Source organism: Corynebacterium ulceribovis DSM 45146 (assembly GCF_000372445.1).
In the GTDB taxonomy this organism is placed as follows: domain Bacteria; phylum Actinomycetota; class Actinomycetes; order Mycobacteriales; family Mycobacteriaceae; genus Corynebacterium; species Corynebacterium ulceribovis.
The window spans coordinates 619,678-641,533 of record NZ_AQUY01000001.1; the positions used below are offsets into that span (position 1 = coordinate 619,678).

General features: G+C 58.4%; 21 protein-coding genes. 18 read left to right on the forward strand and 3 right to left on the reverse strand.

Annotated features, from left to right (window positions below; translation table 11 throughout):
* The 14 genes from A3EC_RS11180 to A3EC_RS0102935 all read left to right on the forward strand — a co-directional run bounded on the left by A3EC_RS11180 (position 1) and on the right by A3EC_RS0102935 (position 12,150).
* Complete coding sequence (locus A3EC_RS11180) at positions 1-1,239, forward strand: MraY family glycosyltransferase (RefSeq protein WP_018023661.1); 1,239 nt, start codon at positions 1-3, stop codon at positions 1,237-1,239.
* Positions 1,240-1,250: 11 nt separating this feature from the next.
* Complete coding sequence (locus A3EC_RS0102880; RefSeq protein WP_425386766.1) at positions 1,251-1,715, forward strand: Cg1360 family ATP-synthase-associated protein; 465 nt, start codon at positions 1,251-1,253, stop codon at positions 1,713-1,715.
* A 380-nt stretch (positions 1,716-2,095) separates the two neighbouring features.
* Positions 2,096-2,899 (forward strand): F0F1 ATP synthase subunit A, encoded by an 804-nt coding sequence (atpB, locus tag A3EC_RS0102885; RefSeq protein ID WP_018023663.1) that lies wholly within the window; start codon positions 2,096-2,098, stop codon positions 2,897-2,899.
* 123 nt (positions 2,900-3,022) lie between these two features.
* The gene (locus A3EC_RS0102890) at positions 3,023-3,265 is read left to right on the forward strand and encodes an ATP synthase F0 subunit C (RefSeq protein WP_018023664.1); all 243 of its coding nucleotides are present in this window, start codon (positions 3,023-3,025) and stop codon (positions 3,263-3,265) included.
* A 44-nt stretch (positions 3,266-3,309) separates the two neighbouring features.
* Positions 3,310-3,876, forward strand: coding sequence for a F0F1 ATP synthase subunit B (locus A3EC_RS0102895; protein ID WP_018023665.1), 567 nt, complete (start codon positions 3,310-3,312; stop codon positions 3,874-3,876).
* A 5-nt stretch (positions 3,877-3,881) separates the two neighbouring features.
* The gene (locus A3EC_RS0102900; protein WP_026162135.1) at positions 3,882-4,700 is read left to right on the forward strand and encodes a F0F1 ATP synthase subunit delta; all 819 of its coding nucleotides are present in this window, start codon (positions 3,882-3,884) and stop codon (positions 4,698-4,700) included.
* 64 nt (positions 4,701-4,764) lie between these two features.
* Complete coding sequence (atpA, locus tag A3EC_RS0102905; protein ID WP_018023667.1) at positions 4,765-6,408, forward strand: F0F1 ATP synthase subunit alpha; 1,644 nt, start codon at positions 4,765-4,767, stop codon at positions 6,406-6,408.
* Between the two features lie 49 nt (positions 6,409-6,457).
* Complete coding sequence (locus A3EC_RS0102910) at positions 6,458-7,432, forward strand: F0F1 ATP synthase subunit gamma (RefSeq protein WP_018023668.1); 975 nt, start codon at positions 6,458-6,460, stop codon at positions 7,430-7,432.
* Between the two features lie 2 nt (positions 7,433-7,434).
* Positions 7,435-8,874, forward strand: a complete 1,440-nt coding sequence (gene atpD, locus A3EC_RS0102915; protein ID WP_018023669.1) for a F0F1 ATP synthase subunit beta — start codon at positions 7,435-7,437, stop codon at positions 8,872-8,874.
* Positions 8,875-8,888: 14 nt separating this feature from the next.
* Positions 8,889-9,260: a F0F1 ATP synthase subunit epsilon gene (locus A3EC_RS0102920; protein WP_018023670.1), complete on the forward strand. Its 372-nt coding sequence runs from the start codon at positions 8,889-8,891 to the stop codon at positions 9,258-9,260.
* 201 nt (positions 9,261-9,461) lie between these two features.
* The gene (locus tag A3EC_RS11185; protein ID WP_018023671.1) at positions 9,462-9,932 is read left to right on the forward strand and encodes a DUF2550 domain-containing protein; all 471 of its coding nucleotides are present in this window, start codon (positions 9,462-9,464) and stop codon (positions 9,930-9,932) included.
* A 108-nt stretch (positions 9,933-10,040) separates the two neighbouring features.
* Entirely contained in the window at positions 10,041-10,733 is a 693-nt protein-coding gene (gene nucS, locus A3EC_RS0102930) for an endonuclease NucS (RefSeq protein ID WP_018023672.1), read from the forward strand.
* A gap of 148 nt (positions 10,734-10,881) precedes the next feature.
* Positions 10,882-11,103 carry a hypothetical protein gene (locus A3EC_RS12685; RefSeq protein WP_245532922.1) on the forward strand — a complete coding sequence of 74 codons (222 nt, stop codon included), beginning with the start codon at positions 10,882-10,884 and terminating at the stop codon, positions 11,101-11,103.
* A gap of 24 nt (positions 11,104-11,127) precedes the next feature.
* On the forward strand, positions 11,128-12,150 hold the full coding sequence (locus A3EC_RS0102935; RefSeq protein WP_018023673.1) for a tetratricopeptide repeat protein: 1,023 nt from the start codon (positions 11,128-11,130) through the stop codon (positions 12,148-12,150).
* A gap of 27 nt (positions 12,151-12,177) precedes the next feature.
* Here A3EC_RS0102935 and A3EC_RS12350 read toward each other — a convergent pair whose 3' ends face one another.
* The 3 genes from A3EC_RS12350 to A3EC_RS0102950 form a co-directional block, all read right to left on the reverse strand.
* Positions 12,178-13,536, reverse strand: coding sequence for an HNH endonuclease signature motif containing protein (locus A3EC_RS12350; protein WP_245532923.1), 1,359 nt, complete (start codon positions 13,534-13,536; stop codon positions 12,178-12,180).
* A gap of 135 nt (positions 13,537-13,671) precedes the next feature.
* The gene (gene glgB, locus A3EC_RS0102945) at positions 13,672-15,867 is read right to left on the reverse strand and encodes a 1,4-alpha-glucan branching protein GlgB (RefSeq protein WP_018023675.1); all 2,196 of its coding nucleotides are present in this window, start codon (positions 15,865-15,867) and stop codon (positions 13,672-13,674) included.
* A gap of 81 nt (positions 15,868-15,948) precedes the next feature.
* Positions 15,949-17,979, reverse strand: coding sequence for a maltotransferase domain-containing protein (locus A3EC_RS0102950; protein WP_018023676.1), 2,031 nt, complete (start codon positions 17,977-17,979; stop codon positions 15,949-15,951).
* Positions 17,980-18,109: 130 nt separating this feature from the next.
* Between A3EC_RS0102950 and A3EC_RS0102955 the strand changes: the two genes are divergently transcribed.
* From A3EC_RS0102955 to A3EC_RS0102970, 4 genes are all read left to right on the forward strand, one after another.
* A complete protein-coding gene (locus A3EC_RS0102955; RefSeq protein ID WP_018023677.1) occupies positions 18,110-18,934 on the forward strand; it encodes an ABC transporter ATP-binding protein in 825 nt (274 codons plus the stop codon).
* A gap of 61 nt (positions 18,935-18,995) precedes the next feature.
* Positions 18,996-19,754 (forward strand): NUDIX hydrolase, encoded by a 759-nt coding sequence (locus tag A3EC_RS11195; RefSeq protein WP_156812804.1) that lies wholly within the window; start codon positions 18,996-18,998, stop codon positions 19,752-19,754.
* The gene (locus A3EC_RS0102965; protein ID WP_018023679.1) at positions 19,751-20,908 is read left to right on the forward strand and encodes a THUMP-like domain-containing protein; all 1,158 of its coding nucleotides are present in this window, start codon (positions 19,751-19,753) and stop codon (positions 20,906-20,908) included. Before A3EC_RS11195 ends, A3EC_RS0102965 begins: the two co-directional genes overlap by 4 nt.
* 122 nt (positions 20,909-21,030) lie before the next feature.
* The gene (locus A3EC_RS0102970) at positions 21,031-21,831 is read left to right on the forward strand and encodes an electron transfer flavoprotein subunit beta/FixA family protein (protein WP_018023680.1); all 801 of its coding nucleotides are present in this window, start codon (positions 21,031-21,033) and stop codon (positions 21,829-21,831) included.
* Positions 21,832-21,856 lie beyond the last annotated feature (25 nt).

The following is a 21,856-nucleotide window of genomic DNA, read 5'->3' on the forward strand; positions in this document are numbered from 1 at the left end:
GTGACTGTGCGCGCCGCTGCTGCTGAACCGGTTCTCCTAGCTGCATCAACTGGGGGAGCCGGTGTTCCGCTGCGCGAAATTGCACTTGTCGTCCTTATCGCTGCGGCAACCACCTACCTCACCACTGGCATTGTGCGCTGGATTGTGGTGCGCATGGGAGTGTTAGACGACCCACGCGCCCGCGACGTGCACACCATCCCTAAGCCCCGGCTGGGCGGGGTGGCAATGTTCACCGGTTTTCTTGCTGCTTGGCTGATGGCGCAGCTATTGCCCGCGTTGACTCGCGGATTTCCGCCGGTCACCCCAGATATGCTTGCGGTGCTGGTGGCTAGTTTCATCATTGTTGGTGTCGGTATTTTGGACGACATTTTTGACTTGGACGCCATCACGAAGCTGGTTGGCCAGATTGTCGCGGCGCTAGTGATGAGCATGATGGGCCTATCAGGCTATCTGTTCTACATTCCGTTTATTGGCGGCGGCACCACGGTGGTGTTGGATCCGGTGTTGTCCACCATTTTGACGGTGCTGTTGACGGTTACCTTGATTAACGCAATCAACTTCGTCGACGGCCTTGATGGTCTGGCGGCCAGTTTGGGATTGATCGCCGCCTTGGCGATTCTGTTGTATTCGCTGACGGTGCTGCATGACCAAGGTGGGGCAGTGTCGGCTTATCCGCCGGCAATGATTTCTGCGGCTCTAGTCGGCATGTGCTTGGGCTTTTTGCCACACAATTTTGAACCGGCGCGGATTTTTATGGGCGACTCCGGTGCGATGCTCATTGGCTTACTGCTGTCTGCCGCCTCTGTGTCTGCCTCCGGCAGGCTCAGCTTGGCGATGTACGGTACAGCGGACGTTGTTGCCCTGATTTCGCCTTTCATTATTGTCGCCGCGGCGGTGTCTGTCCCGGTGCTGGACTTACTGTTGGCCATTGTCCGGCGAACATCGAAAGGGCTCTCACCTTTTTCTGCGGACAAAATGCATTTGCATCACCGACTCCTTGATATGGGGCATTCTCACCGTCGTGTGGTCCTCGTGCTGTGCACCTGGGTGTCGGTTGTGGCGTTCGCTGCCGTGGGCACCACTATGTTCCCAGCGAAGTTCGTAGTGGTGGGCTTTGGGCTCGGGATTATTGGCGCAACGTTATTTACTTTCTTGCCGGGGTGGCGTCAGATGCGGAATCAGACCCCGAAGCACCCTTCGTCGGGCCGCCCAGTGCAACCGTCACCTACGGGTGAGTAAAGTCTGAAGACGTGACGGATACTGAACATTCTTCAATAGACGACTTGGGCGCGGATCTCATCAACGATGAGGACTTCGATGACCACCGCCGCCCACTAGAACGAGCCCTGAAATTCGGCGCATGGGCCGCCATCGTAATCACCATCATTTCCCTTGCCGTCTGGGGGGGTCTGCGCGATCTCCCTGGTATCTGGGGTGTGCTCCTTGGCGGTGCCATCGGGGGTGGTTTCGTTTTGGCTACGGCCCTGTCAGTGTTCGCCACTGCGCGTACTGACGTCATGATTACCGGCGTGGTGGTTTTGGGCAGCTGGCTGCTGAAAATCGTAGTGCTACTTGTGATCTTCTCGGTGCTCAAGGACATGACCTTCTACGACCGTCCAGCCTTTGGCGTGACAGTAATCGCAGTGACCTTGGTGACCATTGTTGTTGAGGCATATGGCGTAATTACCAGTCGTGTGACTTACGTAAACACTTAAAATATTCCCCCCCATTTACTACCCCTAGAGCCAACTCACAGTGCCGGGAAATTGTCGTAGAGTCGCTTAAACCCCCTGTGAGCTGCCGATAAAGAATCGGTAATAAAGGTATCGCATCTGCATGGGGTATCTCGTTTCAGTTACCGAATCGAAATGCTGATAGTCTGACCGATGGACAAAGCGACAAAGCTGCGGAATGAATCTAGAGCCGGTGGCTACAGTGATTTACCGCTGACGGAGGAGTGAGTCCGAGTGACCGCTGCGCAGATGTGCGACGGAGTCCGCGGCGGTCGCGTTTTCTAAAGATGTCCATCGCACCGCTAATCATTTGGTTAGCGGCCCGAACACGGGAGAGAACGCTGAGCGTTACAACACTTTCCATGAAGGGCGAATTCCATACGCCTGAATTGGGAAACGAAATTTTCCCGGGGCACTACGGGGATAACGGCGGTCTGTGGCTTACAGAATTCGCCGGCGGTGTCTTCGCCGTGGACCGACTGGTGTTCGTTCGTCTTTTGATGATCGTTCTGCTGTTGGCCTTTTTCCTCATTGCCATGCGTAATCCAAAGGTGATTCCGCGTGGTCTTCAGAACGTCGCAGAAATCGCACTTGACTTCGTGCGGGTGCAGATTGCCGAGACAATTCTCGGTAAGAAGGCTGGTCGCCGCTACCTTCCATTGCTGGCAACCATCTTCTTCGCCACCGTCTTCACAAACCTGCCGACAATCATTCCAGGTCTGAACATTTCCCCGAACGCTCGTATTGCGTTCCCGTTGGTGATGGCTCTGGTTGGTTATGTCGCCATGGTGTGGGCCGGTGCCTCCCGCTACGGCTTCTTCAAGTACGTTAAGTCTTCGCTCGTCATTCCAAACTTGCCTTTCTTCTTGCACTTCTTGGTTGTGCCGATCGAATTCCTCTCGACGTTCATCCTGCGTCCGGTCACTCTGACTCTTCGTCTGATGGCCAACATGCTGGCTGGTCACATCATTCTGGTTCTTCTGTTCGCTGCCACGAACTTCTTCTTCTGGCAGTTCAACGCTTGGACCGTGATTTCTGGTGCAACCGTGCTGGCTGCCGTTGCGTTCACCCTTTTCGAACTCATGATTGTGGTTCTGCAGGCATACATCTTTGCTCTGCTGACCGCCGTCTACATCGAATTGTCGTTGCACGCTGACGAACACTGATTCGGTCGTCCCCTCGAGCCCCGCGGGGAAGCCGGTCGCTAACTGAATATCGCTCCTTCACCAACATGCCTTAACGCCTGAACCGAAAGACGGTCAGGCAACCTGAAAGGGAATGCAATAACCATGAACGAACTCATCCTCGCCCAGGACGCTGCAGAATCCACCATCACCGGCCTCGGTGCACTCGGCTACGGCATCGCCACCATCGGCCCAGGTATCGGCATCGGCATCCTCGTCGGCAAGGCTCTGGAGGGCATGGCCCGCCAGCCTGAAATGGCCGGCAAGCTGCAGACCACCATGTTCCTGGGTATCGCCTTCGTCGAAGCCCTCGCACTGATCGCTCTGGTCGCCGGCTTCCTCTTCTAATTCGCGTCTTTTAACAAGACCGAAATCCCAAGGAGAGGACTCCAATGACGAACATTTACTTTCTCGCGGCTGAGGGTGAATCCCTCCCGCTAGACAACCCAGTCGGCCCACTGCTGCCTGCGTCTTACGACATCGTCTGGTCCCTCATTCCATTCCTGGTCATCCTCTGGGTCTTCTGGAAGTTCATCATTCCGAAGTTCCAGGAGGTTCTGGCCGAGCGTGAGGACCGCATCGAAGGCGGTATTGAGCGCGCTGAAGCTGCTCAGACTGAAGCTAAGGCTGCCCTGGACAAGTACAACTCCCAGCTCGCGGAAGCACGCCAGGAAGCGAACAAGATTCGTGAAGAGGCCCGCGAACAGGGACAGAAGATTATCGCCGAAGCCACTGACAAGGCTAACGAGGAAAACAACCGAATCATCGCCAGCGGTGAGAAGCAGCTGCAGGCTATGCGCGAGCAGGTCATCACTGATCTTCGCCGTGAAATGGGCATGAACTCGGTTAACCTCGCAGAACGTCTCCTCGGCCGTGAACTGTCTGATGACCTCAAGAAGTCTGAGACCATTGACAAGTTCCTCGGTGAGCTCGACGACGTGGCAGTGGCAGGGAAGTGAGCGACATGCACGCAGCGAGCCGCGAAGCACTAGAAGTCGCGTTGCAGCGCGTTAATGAGATCATTGACGGTTCTGCAAACCCGATTCCTGTTGCCGCACAGACCGGTACCGAGTTGTTCGAGGTTGTCGATTTTCTCGACGCCGACCGCGGCCTGCGTGTCGCGGCAGCCGACTCTTCGGCTACCGCCGAACAGCGCTCTGGCCTGGTTCGCACGGTATTTGAAGGCAAGGTTTCGCCAGAGGCGCTTACCGCAGTCGCAGATGCCGCAGCACAGGTCTGGTCCAACCCTCGTGAGATGCGCGCAGGACTGGTACGCATGGGCCGTCACGCCCTGCTCCGTTCCGCAGCAGCTCAGGGACAGCTGCCTCAGGTAGAAGAAGAACTCTTCCGCCTGGGCCGGACTTTGGACGCACAGCCGCAGCTAGTACAGCTGCTTACGGACAAGAATTCCACCTCCGCCGCCAAGCGTGATCTGCTAGCCAAGGTGCTCTACGGCAAGGTAACTGCGGTTACTGAAGCTCTGGCACTGCAGGCAGTCGGCCGACCAGACAAAAATCCGGTCGATGATCTCGCCTCCCTCGCGGAGCTGGCCGCTGGCCAAAACGATCGCACGGTTGCACGAGTAATCGCCGCAACTGCGCTGACTGACGCACAGGAACAGACCCTGCGCGAAAAGTTGAACCGCATCTACGGCCGCGAAATGTCCATCCAGACCGAGGTTGACCCCAGCCTCCTCGGTGGGCTGGTCATCCGCGTTGGCGACGAAATCATTGACGGCAGCCTTGCAAACAAATTTGCACAGCTGCGTCGCGACCTCGCTTAAGTAGCGAGACCGCGACACCACATAGACAAATTTTGCTGGAATAACAGACGAGAGCAGGAAGAACATGGCGGAGCTGACGATCTCCTCCGACGAGATCCGTAGCGCTATTGCGAACTACACCTCGAGCTACTCCCCGGAGGCCTCCCGTGAGGAGGTTGGAGTAGTGATTAGTGCTGCCGACGGTATTGCCCAGGTTTCTGGCATGCCATCGGTTATGACCAACGAACTGCTCGAGTTCCCGGGCGGCGTCATCGGCGTTGCTCAGAACCTCGAAGCAGACCGTATTGGTGTTGTTGTCCTTGGACAATTTGAAACTCTGAAGGAGGGTGACGAGGTCAAGCGCACCGGCGACGTGCTTTCCGTGCCAGTCGGTGACAAGTTCTTGGGCCGCGTCATCAACCCACTCGGCCAGCCGATTGACGGCCTGGGCGAAATTGAAGCTGAAGAAGAGCGCGTGCTGGAACTGCAGGCCCCTTCCGTGCTGCAGCGTCAGCCGGTTGAAGAGCCAATGCAGACCGGTATGAAGGCTATCGATGCGATGACCCCAATCGGTCGCGGTCAGCGTCAGCTGATCATTGGTGACCGTAAGACTGGTAAGACCGCAGTCTGCATCGACACCATCCTGAACCAGAAGGCCAACTGGGAATCTGGCGACAAGACCAAGCAGGTGCGCTGCATCTACGTCGCTATCGGTCAGAAGGGTTCCACCATTGCTGCGGTTCGCCGCACCCTGGAGGAAAACGGTGCGCTGGATTACACCACCATCGTTGCTGCCCCAGCATCTGACTCTGCTGGTTTCAAGTGGCTCGCACCATTCACCGGTGCTGCACTGGGTCAGCACTGGATGTACCAGGGCAACCACGTCCTGATCATCTTTGACGACCTGACCAAGCAGGCTGAAGCCTACCGTGCGATTTCCCTGCTGCTGCGCCGCCCACCAGGCCGCGAAGCTTACCCAGGTGACGTCTTCTACCTGCACTCCCGCTTGCTGGAACGTGCAGCGAAGCTGAGCGACGACATGGGCGCTGGTTCCCTGACCGCTCTGCCAATCATTGAGACCAAGGCAAACGACGTCTCGGCCTTCATTCCTACCAACGTTATTTCGATTACCGACGGCCAGGTCTTCCTGGAATCCGACCTGTTCAACCAGGGTGTCCGTCCGGCAATTAACGTCGGTATTTCCGTCTCCCGTGTGGGTGGCGCTGCCCAGACCAAGGGTATGAAGAAGGTTTCCGGTAACCTGCGTCTGGACTTGGCCGCATACCGCGACCTGGAAGCATTCGCTACCTTCGCATCTGACCTGGATGACGCATCGAAGGCTCAGCTGGAGCGTGGCCAGCGTCTGGTCGAGCTGCTGAAGCAGGACGAAAACAAGCCACAGTCGGTCGAGTTCCAGATGGTTTCCATCGAACTGGCTAACCAGGGCGAGTTCGACTCCATTCCAGTCGAAGACATCCGTCGCTTCGAAGCTGAGGTTCAGGAGTACATCCGCGAATCCGCTCCAGAAGTGTACGAAGCTATCGCTGGCGGCAAGGCATTTGACGATGCATCTCGTTCCGCAATGCTGAAGGCGACCGAAGCTTTCAAGCGTCAGTTCCAGACCACTGATGGCACCCCTGTCATCAACGAGCCTGAAGTTGATGCGTTGGATGCTGCTGACGTCGAAAAGCAGAAGATCACGGTTACCCGCAAGCAGGCCTCGAAGTAGGTTTGTGAGCCGAATGACCGTAATCAACAAGGAAGGGAGGCGATAGCGAATGGCTAGTATTCGAGAGCTTCGAAGCCGCATTAAGTCGGTCAACTCGACGAAGAAGATCACTAAAGCTCAGGAACTGATCGCCACCTCGCGCATCACCAAGGCTCAGCGCCGGGTTGCCGACTCCCTGCCATACGCTCAGGAAATCACGAATGTGGTTGAGCGCCTGGCATCGGCATCCTCGCTGGAGCACCCAATGCTGCGCGAGCGTGAGAACGGTAAGCGGGCGGCCATCTTGGTTGTCACCAGTGACCGTGGCATGTGCGGTGGCTACAACCACAACGTGCTGAAAAAGGCTAAAGAGCTGCGTGCGCTGCTGGAAGATGAGGGCTACGAAACCGTCTACTACGTCACTGGCCGTAAGGGCATTGACTACTTTGACTTCCGTAGCGAACCACTTGCCGGCACGTGGGAAGGTTTCTCCCAGGATCCTGCTTGGGCAGCAACCCACGACGTGCGTCGCCACATGATTGACGGCTTTCTCGCCTCCTCGGAGGGCGAAGCTAAGTGGCGCGACGGTGTCCGCACTGACGGAACGCCAATCCAGGGCTTTGACCAGGTGCACGTTGTGTACACCGAGTTCAAGTCCATGCTGAGCCAGGTTGCAACTGCACACCAGTTGCTGCCACTGGTTCCTGTGATTGAGACCGAAGAAATGTCCATCGGTGACTCCGCTCTAACTGACGTGGAACAGCCAACCCCGGACTACGACTTCGAGCCAGACGCAGAAACCCTGATGGATGCCCTGCTGCCGCAGTACGTGTCGCGTACCCTGTACGCGTTCATGCTGGAGGCATCGGCGTCGGAGTCCGCAGCTCGTCGTACCGCGATGAAGTCTGCAACCGACAACGCAACCGAGCTGGTCAAGGACCTGTCCCGCGTTGCAAACCAGGCCCGTCAGGCGCAAATTACCCAGGAAATTACCGAAATCGTCGGCGGCAGCGATGCGCTGGACGACAGTGGAGAAAGTGACTAGATATGAGCACCGCTCTTTCTGAGCAGGACACCACGACCGCGTCCAACGGTCGAGTCGTCCGTGTTATCGGTGCAGTTGTTGACGTGGAATTCCCACGCGGCGAACTGCCTGCGCTGTACAACGCCCTGCACGTGGAGGTCACCCTCCCGTCCGTGGCAAAGACCATTACCCTCGAAACCGCTCAGTACCTCGGCGACAACCTGGTTCGTACCATTTCCATGGCACCTACCGATGGTCTGGTCCGTGGCGCTGCTGTTGTGGACACCGGCCACCCAATCTCCGTCCCAGTTGGTGACGTTGTTAAGGGCCACGTCTTCAACGCTCTGGGCGACTGCCTGGACGCCCCAGGCACCGGCCGCGATGGTGAGCAGTGGTCCATCCACCGCGAACCACCTGCGTTCGACCAGCTCGAAGGTAAGACTGAAATCCTCGAGACCGGTATTAAGGTCATTGACCTGCTGACCCCTTACGTTAAGGGTGGCAAGATTGGTCTGTTCGGTGGTGCCGGTGTCGGTAAGACCGTTCTGATTCAGGAAATGATCACCCGTATTGCACGTGAGTTCTCCGGTACTTCCGTGTTCGCGGGTGTGGGTGAACGTACCCGTGAAGGCACCGACCTCTTCCTGGAAATGGAAGAGATGGGCGTGCTGCAGGACACTGCTCTGGTCTTCGGCCAGATGGACGAGCCTCCTGGAGTCCGTATGCGTGTCGCACTGTCCGGCCTGACCATGGCGGAGTACTTCCGCGATGTTCAGCACCAGGACGTGCTGCTGTTCATTGACAACATCTTCCGTTTCACCCAGGCCGGTTCTGAGGTTTCGACCCTGCTGGGTCGTATGCCTTCCGCTGTGGGTTACCAGCCAACTCTGGCTGACGAAATGGGTGTGCTGCAGGAACGCATTACCTCGACCAAGGGTAAGTCGATTACCTCGCTGCAGGCCGTTTACGTCCCTGCCGACGACTACACCGACCCAGCCCCAGCCACCACCTTCGCGCACCTGGATGCCACCACCGAGCTGTCGCGTTCCATTGCTTCTAAGGGTATTTACCCAGCAGTGGACCCACTCACCTCGACCTCCCGCATCCTGGAGCCAGGCATCGTTGGTGCCGAGCACTACCGCGTTGCTCAGCAGGTTATTCACATCCTGCAGAAGAACAAGGAACTGCAGGACATCATCGCCATCCTGGGTATGGACGAACTGGGTGAAGAAGACAAGATCACCGTGTCTCGTGCACGTCGTCTGCAGCGCTTCCTCGGCCAGAACTTCTTCGTTGCGCAGAAGTTCACCGGTCTGCCAGGTTCTTACGTCCCTCTGAAGGACACCATCGAAGCCTTCGACCGTATCTGCAAGGGCGACTTTGACGCTTACCCAGAAATGGCCTTCGACGGTCTGGGTGGTCTCGACGATGTCGAGAAGAAGTACGCCGAGATGAAGAAGTAGGGGAGTGACGGAACATGGCTGAAATCGCCGCTGAATTGGTCGCCGTCGAGCGCAAGCTTTGGGAGGGCACTGCCACTTCCGTGACGGCTCAGACCCTGGAAGGTGAGATCGGCGTGCTTCCGGGCCACGAGCCCTTCCTCGGCCAGCTCGTAGACAACGGTGTGGTGGTTATCCGCACTGCTGATGGCGAGAAGCTGGTCGCCGCGGTTCAGGGCGGCTTCCTCTCCGTGTCCACGGAGAAGATCACCGTTCTGGCCGAAGTGGCCAAGTGGGCTTCGGAAGTTTCGACTGCCGAAGTCGAGGCCTTGGCTGATTCTGAGGACGAAAAGGACCGCGACTTGGCTGATGCCGAGAAGCGTGCTCTGGCTCGCGCTCAGGAGAAGTAATCCCGGCTCCCGGTCCTTCACGACCGACTTCGCCCCCGTAGTGCCCTGGTTTGCTGTAAAAGGCAGGCCGGGGCATTTCGGCATTTTTGGGCTTATTGACGTTTATTTGGCCGTTTGGCTCGCTACCGCAGACTGTGTACCCTTGATAGCTATACCTAGACGGTTCAAGGTGAATAGTCTCAGTTCGGTCGAGAGGTCGAGATGGAAACAATCGTTCTTTGTTTAGTTGTCATCTCCCTGCTTGTCATGGCCGCAATCGGGTTGTGGCGCTTCGGTGTGCTGCGTTCAAATGGCATGGCTGTTTTGATTCGGAAGGCTGGCGGGTCTTCATCGGATTGGCGCCATGCCGTTGTCATTTTCCGGGAAGATCATTTGAAGGTGTATCGCCTGCGTTCGCTGCGACCGGGCGCTGATTTGTGTATTTCTCGGCCAGATTCAGAGCTTTCGAAACCTCGGGCACTGTCTACGTCGGAACGTTCCTTCATGGACCCAGATACGCAGGTAGTCACGCTCATCACCAATGAGGGTGAAGAGTACGAAATTGCGGTGGACACTCCGGCATACACAGCGTTTGTGGCGTGGGTGGAATCCGCCCCGTCGTCGCGTACTGTGATGCCGTCGAAGTCGCAGTACTGGCATAAGCTGCAGCAGCGCTCGAAGCACAAGTACTAGCGTTTTCGCGGGCTCGGATGTGTTGCCGGCCCCAATACGTCAATAAGCACAACTAACCAATTAACAACGGGTTACCGGCCATTTTCGGTGCCCTGTATTGTGGTGCCCATGCGTCTTGTCATTGCTACCTGTTCTGTGGATTATGTCGGCCGACTGCAGGCTCACCTGCCGATGTCGGAACGCCTGCTGATGGTCAAAGCGGACGGGTCGGTGAGTATTCATGCCGACGACCGCGCATACAAGCCGCTGAACTGGATGACGCCGCCCTGCGACCTGAAGGAACAACCTGTGCTGGACGAGGCCGGTGAGGAAACCGGCGAGGCGCTGTGGATTGTAGAGAACAAAAAGGGCGAGCAGCTGCGGATTACCATCGCGCAGATTCATCACGACTCCGAGCACGAACTGGGGGAGGACCCAGGGTTGGTGAAAGACGGCGTGGAAGACCACCTGCAGGAGTTGCTGGCGGAACAGATGGATCGGCTTGGTGACGGTTACCGCCTGATTCGCCGGGAATACCCAACCGCGCTGGGGCCGGTGGATATTCTTGGGCGCGATGGCGACGGCAAGACTGTGGCGATTGAAGTCAAGCGACGCGGCGGTATCGACGGCGTGGAGCAGCTGACGCGCTATCTGGAGATGCTTAACCGGGATAGCTTGTTGTCGCCGGTGGAGGGAATTTTCGCGGCGCAGGAGATTAAGCCGCAGGCTCGGACCCTGGCGGAAGACCGCGGGATTCGATGCGTGACGCTCGACTACGACGAGATGCGCGGTGTGGAATCGGATGAACTGCGTCTGTTCTAGGTAGCTGGTTCGAAGGGAGGGGCGGTGCACGGTGGGGCGCGGGAAGCGTAGAAACGGTCGGCATAATAATGGCGGTCGCGGGGGATATGGCGGTCGGTCGGGGAACTTCGGCGCGGGGCGGGCGCTGCCTCGGGACGGGGCCCAGTTGATGGGGGTTCGCACCGAAGCTGGGCCGGGGAAGCTGGCTGCGGAGGACTTTTATGTGCGCATCGTGCCTTCTGCGCGGGCCGTGAAGTGGTACCGATGCCCGGGCTGCCAACAAGAAATTCCGCCGGGAGTGGCGCACATTGTGGCGTGGCCGGTGGAATGGGGCTACCGCGAGGATGACCGGCGGCATTGGCATCGGGGTTGCTGGCAGCGGCGGGGCTAAAGTGCTCTGCGATACGATGTCCGTATGACTGAACCATCACGTTTTGCCGCTGGCGCCGTTGACCTTGCTGCCGTGAAGCAACGCGCTGAAGCGAAGGCTGCTGCTGCTAAGAATGCTGGACCGCGGGGTGCGGGCTTGGCACCGTATCTGGAAATTTCTCAGCAGAACTTGGAGGCGGAGGTTGCGATTCGTTCGCAGCAAGTTCCCGTGGTGATGCTGCTGGGGGCGCCGTCGTTGCCAGAGAGCGAAACGATGCGCAGTCAGCTGGAGCAGCTGGCGTCTGAAAGCAATCTTGCGTTTATTTTTGGGTACCTGAACGCTGAAACTCAGCAGCAACTTGCCGCGGCGATGGCCCAGGCAGTGGGGGCGCAGTCGGTGCCGTTGCTGATTGCGTGGGCAGCGGGGCAGCCGGTGGCGGTGCTGCCAGGTGTGCAGCCAGCGGAGCAGATTTCGGTGTGGGTTGGCCAAGTGATTTCGCAGGTTGGTCCGCAGCTGCAGGGACTGCCGGAAGGCACTCGCATGGCTGCACCGGGGACGCAGAGCGCCGGGGACGATGCTGGCATGGCTGGCGGGGCTGGCGGTGTTGGCGCGGGCGGTGTCGGTGGGGCTGGCGCAGGCGCGAATCAGCAGTTCGCTGTGGCAGACGAAGCGCTGGCTAATGGCGACTATGACACTGCAATCGCTGAGTACAACGCAGTTCTCGAGCAGGACCCGAAGAATGACGGCGCCAAGGCGATGCGCTTGCATGCGCAGATTCTGCAGCGGCAGGCTGCTCGTCCAGAATCCGCGGATCCACTTGCGGATGCCGTGGCTGCGTCTGAAGCAGCCCCTGGCAATCTCGATGCTGCAATCGCAGCTGCTGATGAACTGATTCTTATTGGTCAACTCCCTGCGGCATTCGATGTTGTGGTCCGGGTCATGCAGCACACCTCTGGTAAGGAAAAGATCGCGGCGAAGGATGCATTGCTGGCATACTTCGACGGTTTTGATGCGGCAGCTCCGGAGATTGTCGCGGCTCGGCAGAAGATGGCTTCTGCGCTGTATTAGTCCGCTGCGCTGTATGACCACTGCACCCTAGAACGGTGGTTCGCCGCAGCTCGCGCAATCGTCGGCAGCAGCATCGGCAGCCGCGTCGGATGCAGCTTCTGCAGCAGCTTCGGCGCGACGACGATTGTGCTCCTGCACCCGTTCTGCTTGAGCCTGCTGCATGTGATTGAACTGCAGCACAGGGTAGTGCTTCGTCAGCGGCCCCTGCGGAACGGTATAGGTCAGTGAGTCATCATTCGTATTCGCCCAAACCTGCACACCCGAAAACGCCATAATCAGATGCGAGTATCGCGCTGTCTTCAGCTGGTGATGCGCCTTGCACAAACAGTGCAGGTTAGTGACATCGGTTTCTCCGCCGGCATCAAACGGCACAATATGGTCGATTTCGCATCGATGCGCCGGCACATCGCACCCAGGAGCTCGGCACACGCCATCACGGGCGCGCACATATCGTTGCTGCTCTGCGGTCGGCACATAAGATTCGGTAGCAGCAGGCACCGAAGCTCCCAGTACATCCACACCGATAAGTTGCTCCAGCAGCGGCGCAGCAACATGCGGCCGCAACCAGCCAAGCCGCTCAGTCCACACCATCGGCACATCCGAGTTGGCATATAGGTGCAGCGTCGTCGAAATCGACGCATTACCCAGAACCAAGCTCAGCAATGCCTGAGCCTTTGTTATCCCCTCACGCGTCGCCAGCTTATTCACCGCGGTGACCACCAGCTCTGCGTCGCCCTTAGCTAGCGTCAGATAGAACGTAGAGGTGCCTTCATCGCGGTCATCAACGTGATATTCGCCTTCACGACGCCTTCGCTGCTGCTCATTCCGCTCGTCCTGCTTCTCTCGCGCGTTCTCCTCCTTCGGATCAATCGGCCGAAAATTTGGGTCGACTTCCTCCATGACGCGCTTTAAAAAATTCAGCAGTGTCCGCGGAGTTGGCAGCGCCTGATTCTCAATGCGAGGCTCCAGCCACTCCGCCAAATGTAGGTCCAGCTCAGCCAGCGTCACTTCGTCAATAAGCGGAAATACTGTGTCAGCAATGTGGCGTAAATGGTCAAAATTAAGAATCGGCCGGTACCGTAAAAAGTGCCGTAGCAGCGGCAGCCTAGTTAATGCCCACCCAATAGTGGCGTACTTCTCGAACTGCCAACGTGCTAGCCCCAGATGCGCGCCGAATTCGCGAAAATGTTCGTCGAAGCTCGTTTCCAACGTCGGCGGGGTCAGCAACATAGCTAAATCCAACGTGTGTTGGTTGCGCTGCAGCATCACGCAGGTAGCGGGGTCAATCGTGGTTTCAATTGACCAGCGTCGCTGCGTCACGCTGCCTGGCGGTAGAAAGTGCGCCTGGAAAGTTTGCGGTGGGTGCGGTTTCCTTAGGTCGTTCATGCGTTCGACTGTATCAGGGCTTTGCGACGGAACGACCGCCGGAAAGCTCAGAAAATAGAACATGCATTCTATCTAAACGTCAAAAAGCGCCCGGCCCCATACAAATGACGGAACCGGGCGTTCGAATCTAGCGCACTAGCCTTCGTACTTCAGGAACACCGCCGACATCTTCGGCAGCACCAACTCCGTGGAGTACGGGAAGTGGTTCCAGCCGTAATCGGTAGCCACTCGCAGACCAGAGTTGCCCTGGTTGTCGCCTTCGTACACCGCCGCGTCAGTGTTCAAAATCTCGGCCCACTGACCCGCGTGTGGCAGACCGATCCGATACGCATCGTGGCTGGTACCCGACAGGTTAAACACGCAGGCAATCGCTGAACCGTCATCGCCGTAGCGCACAAAGGACAGCACACTGTTCTGGTAGTCATCGGCGTTAATCCAGCTGAAACCACGCGGATCATTGTCGCGAGTCCACAGCGCCGGGTTCTCCGCGTACACCCGGTTCAGGTCCTGAGTCAGCTGCTTAATCCCGCGGTGGAATTCGCCTTCCCAACCTTCCATATCCGACCAGTCCAAGCTGTGCTTTTCCGTCCACTCGTGGACCTGGCCAAACTCCTGGCCCATGAACAGCAGCTTCTTGCCTGGGTGCGCCCACTGGTAGGCCAGCAGCGTACGCAGCCCCGCCGCCTTCATCCACGCGTTGCCCGGCATCCGGCCCCACAGCGAACCCTTGCCGTGCACCACTTCATCGTGGCTAAACGGCAGCACGAACCGCTCCGACCAGGCGTAAACCATGGAGAAGGTCACTTCGTTGTGGTGGTAGCTGCGGTACACCGGATCCTTCGAGAAGTACTCCAACGTGTCGTTCATCCAGCCCATATTCCACTTCATATTGAAGCCCAGGCCATTCTGATCCGTCGGCGCAGTCACACCCGGCCAGGACGTCGACTCTTCCGCAATGGTCAACACGCCAGGGAAGACGCGCTGGACAGTGGCGTTGGTTTCCTGCAGGAATCGCACCGCATCCAAGTTCTCGCGGCCGCCGTACTCATTCGGAAGCCATTCACCATCCTTACGGGAGTAGTCCAGGTACAGCATGGAAGCCACGGCATCCACGCGCAGGCCATCAATGTGGAACTGCTCGCACCAGTACAGTGCGTTGGCATAGAGAAAGTTGCGGACTTCATTGCGGCCGAAGTCAAAGACCAGCGTGCCCCATTCCTTCTGCTCGCCGCGGCGCCAGTCTGGGTGCTCGTAGCATGCTTCACCGTCAAAGCGCGCCAGCGCCCAGTCATCCTTAGGGAAGTGGCCTGGCACCCAGTCCATAATCACACCAATGCCTGCTTGGTGGAAAGCATCAATCAGGGCACGGAATTCATCTGGCGTGCCCCAACGCGACGTCGGCGCGAAGTAGCCGGACACCTGGTAGCCCCAAGAACCGCCGAATGGGTGCTCGGCCACCGGCATCAGCTCCACGTGTGTGTAGCCCATGTCCTTGACGTATTGCACCAGTTCAGTGGTGGCCTTCTTGTAGTTCATGTCGGTGCGCCACGACCCTAGGTGCACCTCGTAGACACTCATCGGTGCCTTCTGCCAGTCGGTCTGTGCGCGCTTATCCAGCCATTCCGCGTCCGACCATTCATAGTCCGACTTGGTCACCACAGAACCGGTCGCCGGCGCGATTTCCGCTTCAAACGCCATCGGGTCGGCCTTGTCGCGGCGGTGCCCTTCCTTGGTGGTAATCGCAAACTTGTAGGTTTCACCCACGCCAACACCTGGCACAAACAGTTCCCAGACACCGGAGGAGCCCATCGACCGCATTGGCAGCTGCGCACCATTCCACATGCAGAAATCACCAACGACAGCCACGCCTTGCGCATGCGGCGCCCACACTGCAAAGCGGGTACCTGCCACCGTGCCCATTTCGGTGTCGTAGCTGGTTGGGTGCGCACCAAGCGCTTCCCAGAGTCGTTCGTGGCGACCTTCACCAATCAGGTACATGTCCGCTTCGCCGAGGGTCGGCATGAAGCGGTAGCCGTCGGCACGTTCTTCGATAGTGCCGTTTTCCCAGGTCACGCGCAGTCGGTAGTCGAAGAGTTCCGCGCGCGGAACGAGAGCGGCGAAAATATCGTCACCAAGCGCTTCCGCTTTGAAATCCCCGAACTGCGTAACAACAACAACTTCCCGGGCACCAAACTGGCGGGTACGAACCACGGTGTCACCGTCGATGACATGCGCGCCGTAAAACTCATGCGGGTTGTGGTGAGTGCAGTGCCGCAACCGGTTCAGGTCGGTTTCCGGAATGCCAAGACGTGGGTCGGACAGTGAGTTCATGGTGCCTTCCAAGGACAAGAGGGTAGGTGGGCAGGTATGCAATTGTGGGCTTATTGACGTTTATGTGAAACGTGATTTCCGCTATGGGCGGTAGTCTTCGTTGACTCGCCAAGCAAGCTGGTCGCGGCGATGCTGAGGCACATCAGGCAGCTCGATAATGTGCGCCACATTGCTCCATGGTTCCAGACGCACGTAGTTGGCGTCGGACCATTCGAAGTGCGAGTTGGTGACTAGGTCAGTGACAGCGAGTTTGTCGCCGGCGCGGAATCCGATAGCTGGCATATCGATGGTCAGCGTGCATTCCTGAGCATTGTGCGGATCCAGGTTGATGACAACCATGACGTTGTCGCCGGTCAGTGCATCGAACTTGGAGTAAGCCAAGACGTTGTCGTTATCGGTCTTGTGGAACGTGAGGTTCCGCAGCTGTTGCAGCGCTGGGTGTTCGCGGCGGGTGCGGTTCAGGAATGTGATGAACGGCTCCATGGAATCGCCGGATTCCAGTGCGGCTTCATAGTCACGTGGGCGCAGTTCATACTTCTCCGAGTCCAGGTACTCTTCCGAGCCTGGCTTGACTGGGACGTTTTCGTAGAGCTCAAAGCCGGAGTACATGCCCCACAGTGGCGACATCGTTGCCGCGAGGACCGCACGGATGTAGAAGGAGGCGCGGCCACCTTCGACGAGGAAAGCGTGCAGAATATCTGGGGTGTTCACCCACAAGGATGGGCGCGCGATGTCCGCGTGAGAGGCGATTTCTTCACCGAAACCGGTCAACTGCTTCTTGGTGGTTTGCCACGGGAAGTAGATGTAGGACTGTGCGAACCCGATCTTGGCCAGACCGTAGAGGCGCGCTGGGTGGGTGAAGGCTTCCGCCAGGAAGATGACTTCTGGGTTGGTTTCGTGGATGGTCGAAATCAGCCATTCCCAGAAATTACCTGGCTTGGTGTGTGGGTTGTCGACGCGGAAAATCTTTACGCCGCGGCGGACCCAGTGGCGCACCACGCGCAGAATCTCTTCGTAAATGCCCTTTTGGTCATTGTCGAAGTTCAGCGGGTAGATGTCCTGGTACTTCTTTGGTGGGTTTTCTGCGTAGGCAATGTGGCCATCGGGCAAAACAGTGAACCACTCTGGGTGCGCTTCGGCCCATGGGTGGTCCGGCGCGCACTGCAGTGCGAGGTCGAGAGCAATTTCCAGGTCGAGTTCCTTCGCACGGGCCAAGAACGCCTTGAAGTCTGCTTCGGTGCCTAGGTCAGGGTGGATGGCGTCGTGGCCACCGTCCTTGGAGCCGATAGCCCATGGGGAACCGTAATCGCCTTCTTGCGCAGTGACCGCGTTATTGCGGCCCTTGCGGTTGACCTCGCCGATTGGGTGAATTGGCGGCAGGTACACCACATCGAATTCCATAGCAGCGACGCGATCCAGCGCCTTCGTTGCGGTGGCGAAGGTGCCATGAATTGGGGCGCCATTTTCGTCGACACCGCCGGTCGACCGTGGGAAGAACTCGTACCAGGAGCCGAAGAGAGCCGCGCGGCGCTCGACGAGCAGGCGGCGGGTTTTACCGCGGGTGAGCAGGTCGCGCACTGGGTGCAGTTCCAGGATGTGCAGGGTTTCCCGGGCGAGGGCTGGGGCAATGCGGGCGCGCAATTCGGAATCGGAGCGCAGGGTAGTGGCTACTTCGCGCAGGTGCGGGCGGTAGACCTTTGCTGCGCCGGATGCTGCTCGTTCAAACAGTCGGGCACCGATTTCTAGGTCGTTAGCTAGTTCCGCTTCGGTCTGGCCGGCTTCCAGCTTCTTGGTGACGGCGTTGCGCCAGGTAGCCATTGGGTCGGACCAGGCGTCGACGCGGAAGGTCCACACGCCAGGTACATCCGGGACGATCAGGCTGTTGACCTGCGATGGGTCATCGTGCGACACCTGCATGGTGATGCGCTTGGATTTTGCGGCGACGGTTGATTCGGCTGGGCCTTTCACGTTCAGCGTTGCCGACATTGCGTCGTGGCCTTCGCGCCANATTACGGCAGAAACTGGAATTACTTCGCCAACAACCGCTTTGGCTGGCTGTTCACCACAGGAAACTACTGGTCGAACATCATCGATTCCAAGGCGTCCGGTCACGACCGTTGCTCCTTTTCTCCCGGAGAGTGCTTCCTGCATCCCGGGGTGGGGGTGAGTGCAGTTACTCAACCAAGGGTAGTGCAGCTTCGGCCTCTACACATTGAGAGCAGTTGTGAGGCAACATAAGGGGGTGAGTGAATACAACCCAGACCTAGTAATTGACTTCGACAACGTCTCTTTCGTGCGTGAAGGCCGCTCTTTGGTCAGCGAGTTGAACTGGCAAGTTGAGTTGGATGAACGGTGGGTGGTCCTCGGGCCGAATGGCGCGGGTAAAACGACCATGTTGCGGATGGCAGCGGCTCAAGAGTTTCCTACTGGCGGCACCGCCCGCGTTATCGGGGAACAGATCGGCCGCAGTGATCTGCGTGACTTGCGCACCATGATTGGTTTTACTTCCGCCGCGGTCGCCGACCGGATTCCGAATGACGAAGTGGTGTCGGACCTGGTGGTTTCGGCAGGCTATTCCGTGTTGGGGCGCTGGCGTGAAGAGTACGACGAGTCCGACTTTGCGCAGATGACGGAAATCCTAGAACTAATGGGCGCCGGCCACCTCGCCGATCGCACGTGGGGCACCTTGTCCACCGGTGAGCGCAAACGTGTGCTGATTTCCCGCGCGCTAATGACCAACCCAGAGCTGTTGCTTTTGGACGAACCTGGCTCCGGCCTCGATTTGGGCGGCCGCGAGGACCTGGTAGCGCACCTAGCTGAGCTGGCGATGGATCCGGACGCCCCAGCAATTGTGATGGTCACTCACCACGTTGAGGAAATTCCATTTGGATTTACCCACGCGATGCTCCTTGACGAAGGTAACGTGGTCGCCATGGGCCTCATCGATGATGTCCTGACCTCCGAGAACTTGACGAAGGCGTTCCATCAGGCGATTCGGATCGACAAAATCGATGGGCGCTATTTCGCCCGCCGCGCACGCCGCGCTGGGGCACATCGGAGAAAGTAACTTCAGGAGGCGATGGTCCTTGTCCCCGGTTAAACCACGGTTAGCTTCTACTGTGTTGGTGGTGCGTGATAGCCACCTCGGCATGGAAGTGTATGTCCAGGAACGGGTGTCCACCATGCGCTTTGCCGCCAATATGACGGTGTTCCCTGGCGGCGGTCTTGACGCTCGTGACCTTCCGGGTGACGTTGATGGTGACGGCCATGATTCCCCGCCGCTGGCGTGGAACGGCCCTGATGACAATTGGTGGGCACAGCGCCTTGGCGTCGAACCGGGCATTGCTCGCGGTTTGGTGTGCGCCGCGGTGCGGGAGACCTTCGAGGAAACTGGCACGTTGTTCGCCGGAAAATGCGACACCGGCCATGTGCTCAGCAGTACCACGCAGTACAACGATGCCCGCTTTGAATTGGAGTCCAAGCAGCTGGCTATGTCCGACTTTTTGGACCGCGAGAATCTGGAACTGCGCACCGATCTGCTCAAGCCGTGGGATAACTGGGTCACGCCAGAAGATGAACCAATTCGCTTCGACACCTACTTCTTCGTCGCCGCACAGCCTAAGGGGCAGGTTGCATTGGGGGATACCTCGGAGGCATCGTCGACTGGCTGGTTTTTGCCATCGACGCTGCTGGACGCGTGGAAGTTCCGGAAGATTGGATTGATGGCGCCGACGTGGGCACAGCTGATGTCCATTGCGGAGTTCGAGACGGTGGCCGATTTGTTGGCGGCAGCGGAAGAACGCGAAGAAGTGCTCCGCAGCATTGACGATGGCAAGTCCAATGCCATGGTCGATGCGTATTGGGCGCTGGAGCGCCGGTATCAGTGAGCCTGAGTATTGATGAGGTGCGCTGGCTGATTGCGCACCCGCACGCGTTGGGCGAGGCCAGTGAATTGCCGCTGACGAAAAAGTCGATGCTTGCCGATAGCGCCGCTTTGCGCCAAGAATATGGCGACATGGGGCGCGCAGTTTTAGAAGTCGCGGAGGCACGCCGCTCCACCGCCGGGAAGCTGCCCGGGGAGTGGGTTATCTCCAGCGAAGCGGCGCAGCAAGCCACCCCATATTCCGTCGCTACAATGCGCGCACTCCGCCTCGTCCGCGATGGTCGCCCAGTTCATGATGTGACCTGCAGTATTGGCACCGAGGTTTCTGCGCTTATCGACGTTGGGGTGCCGGCGATGGGCAGTGACCTAGACTTCGCGCGGCTGCTAATGGCGCAACACAATGCGCCTGCGCCCTATGCGCAAGCAGACGCCCTGACTCCGGTGACTTCGGGCCACATTATTGTTGCTGATCCGGCGCGCCGGGCCGGTGGCCGCCGCATCGCGCGCCCCGAGGATTTGCTGCCAGCGTTGCCAGATTTGGTCGAGGCTTGGGCTGGTCATGACATGGCAATTAAGTGTGCCCCTGGTCTGGACTTTTCTGAATGGACTGGGGAAGTCGCGGTCACCAGTGTCGATGGCGGTGTGAAAGAGGCTTGCCTGTATACGCCGGGTTTGGCTGAGCCGGGTGTGTCGCGGTCGGCATGGGTTATTCGGGGCCAATCCGTCGATAAGTACAACGATGCTATGCCGGACCACTGCGAAGTGAAACCGGTGGGGGCCTACATTATTGACCCGGATGGGGCAGTGGTGCGGGCCGGGTTGGTGCGGCATTATGCGGCGGCGCATGGCCTGTGGCAGTTGGATGAGCGGATTGCGCATTTGACGGGGGATGCAATTCCGGTGGGGGAGTCGGGGTTTGAGGTTCTGGCGCAGGTTCCGGTGAAGAAGGTGCGGCAAGAGTTACAGGCGCGTAACTGCGGGGCGGTGGAGATTCTGGTTCGCGGGGTAGATCTGAATCCAGATATGTTGCGCAAGCAGTGGAAGCTGCGCGGGGACGTTCAGTTAGCCGTGATTATCTCGCGGATCGGCAAGACTGCGGTGGCGTTTATTTGTCGCGAAAGGCAGTTCAACGCTGGTCAAGTATTTGATAGGGTGTGACGAAGGCGAAAGATCTAGAAAAAAGTTATCTAAATCACTAACATGGACATACAAATACTGTTACTTTCGTCATCAGTGATTAACTGACCGAAAACCTCCAAGAGCAAAGGACGCAAAACACTATGACCACCATCGTGGCACTTGTGAAGCAGGTCCCGGATACCTACTCGACACGACAGCTCACCGACGACGACTTCACCCTGGACCGTGCCGGTGCAGACGCAGTCATCGACGAAATCAACCAGAACACCGTGGAAGCTGCCCTGCAGCTGAAGGAACAGCTCGGCGACGCAACCGTCACCGTAGTGTCCATGGGGCCAGAGCGCGCCACCGAAGCAGTGCGCAAGGCCCTGTCCATGGGTGCCGACGACGCTATCCTGCTCACCGACGACGCACTGCACGGCTCCGACGCAGTTCAGACTGGTTGGGCACTGCACAACGTCCTGGAGACCATTGAAGGCGGCGCCGACATTATCGTCGCCGGTAACGCCTCCACTGACGGCGCAACCGGTGCCGTGCCGCAGATTATCGGTGTCTACGGTCAGCGCCCAGTGGTATCCAACCTCCGCGAAATCGAGGTAGCCGACGGCGCTATCGTCGGTACCCGCGAGGATGAAGATGGCACCTACAAGCTGCGCGCGGCGCTGCCAGCCATCATCACCGTTAATGAAAAGGCGAATTCGCCACGCTTCCCATCCTTCAAGGGTATCCAGGCTGCAAAGAAGAAGACCATCGTGCAGCTGTCCCTGGCTGACCTGGCGGAGCAGGGCATGTCCGCTGACCAGGTTGGTCTGGCCAATGCCGCAACTGCGGTGCACTCCAACACCCCGAAGCCTCCGAAGGAAGCCGGCGTCCAGGTTAAGGACGAAGGCGACGGCGGCACCCAGCTGGTGCAGTACCTGCGCGAGCAAAAGTTCATTTAAAGCAGGAATAAGGAATAGGAAAGGT

Coding starts and splice junctions, on each gene's coding strand:
- atpB (WP_018023663.1), top strand. CDS start 2,096: ATGAAGGGCGAATTCCATACGCCTGAATTGGGAAACGAAATTTTCCCG.
- A3EC_RS0102890 (WP_018023664.1), top strand. CDS start 3,023: ATGAACGAACTCATCCTCGCCCAGGACGCTGCAGAATCCACCATCACC.
- A3EC_RS0102895 (WP_018023665.1), top strand. CDS start 3,310: ATGACGAACATTTACTTTCTCGCGGCTGAGGGTGAATCCCTCCCGCTA.
- A3EC_RS0102900 (WP_026162135.1), top strand. CDS start 3,882: ATGCACGCAGCGAGCCGCGAAGCACTAGAAGTCGCGTTGCAGCGCGTT.
- atpA (WP_018023667.1), top strand. CDS start 4,765: ATGGCGGAGCTGACGATCTCCTCCGACGAGATCCGTAGCGCTATTGCG.
- A3EC_RS0102910 (WP_018023668.1), top strand. CDS start 6,458: ATGGCTAGTATTCGAGAGCTTCGAAGCCGCATTAAGTCGGTCAACTCG.
- atpD (WP_018023669.1), top strand. CDS start 7,435: ATGAGCACCGCTCTTTCTGAGCAGGACACCACGACCGCGTCCAACGGT.
- A3EC_RS0102920 (WP_018023670.1), top strand. CDS start 8,889: ATGGCTGAAATCGCCGCTGAATTGGTCGCCGTCGAGCGCAAGCTTTGG.
- A3EC_RS11185 (WP_018023671.1), top strand. CDS start 9,462: ATGGAAACAATCGTTCTTTGTTTAGTTGTCATCTCCCTGCTTGTCATG.
- nucS (WP_018023672.1), top strand. CDS start 10,041: ATGCGTCTTGTCATTGCTACCTGTTCTGTGGATTATGTCGGCCGACTG.
- A3EC_RS12685 (WP_245532922.1), top strand. CDS start 10,882: ATGGGGGTTCGCACCGAAGCTGGGCCGGGGAAGCTGGCTGCGGAGGAC.
- A3EC_RS0102935 (WP_018023673.1), top strand. CDS start 11,128: ATGACTGAACCATCACGTTTTGCCGCTGGCGCCGTTGACCTTGCTGCC.
- A3EC_RS12350 (WP_245532923.1), bottom strand. CDS start 13,536: ATGAACGACCTAAGGAAACCGCACCCACCGCAAACTTTCCAGGCGCAC.
- glgB (WP_018023675.1), bottom strand. CDS start 15,867: ATGAACTCACTGTCCGACCCACGTCTTGGCATTCCGGAAACCGACCTG.
- A3EC_RS0102970 (WP_018023680.1), top strand. CDS start 21,031: ATGACCACCATCGTGGCACTTGTGAAGCAGGTCCCGGATACCTACTCG.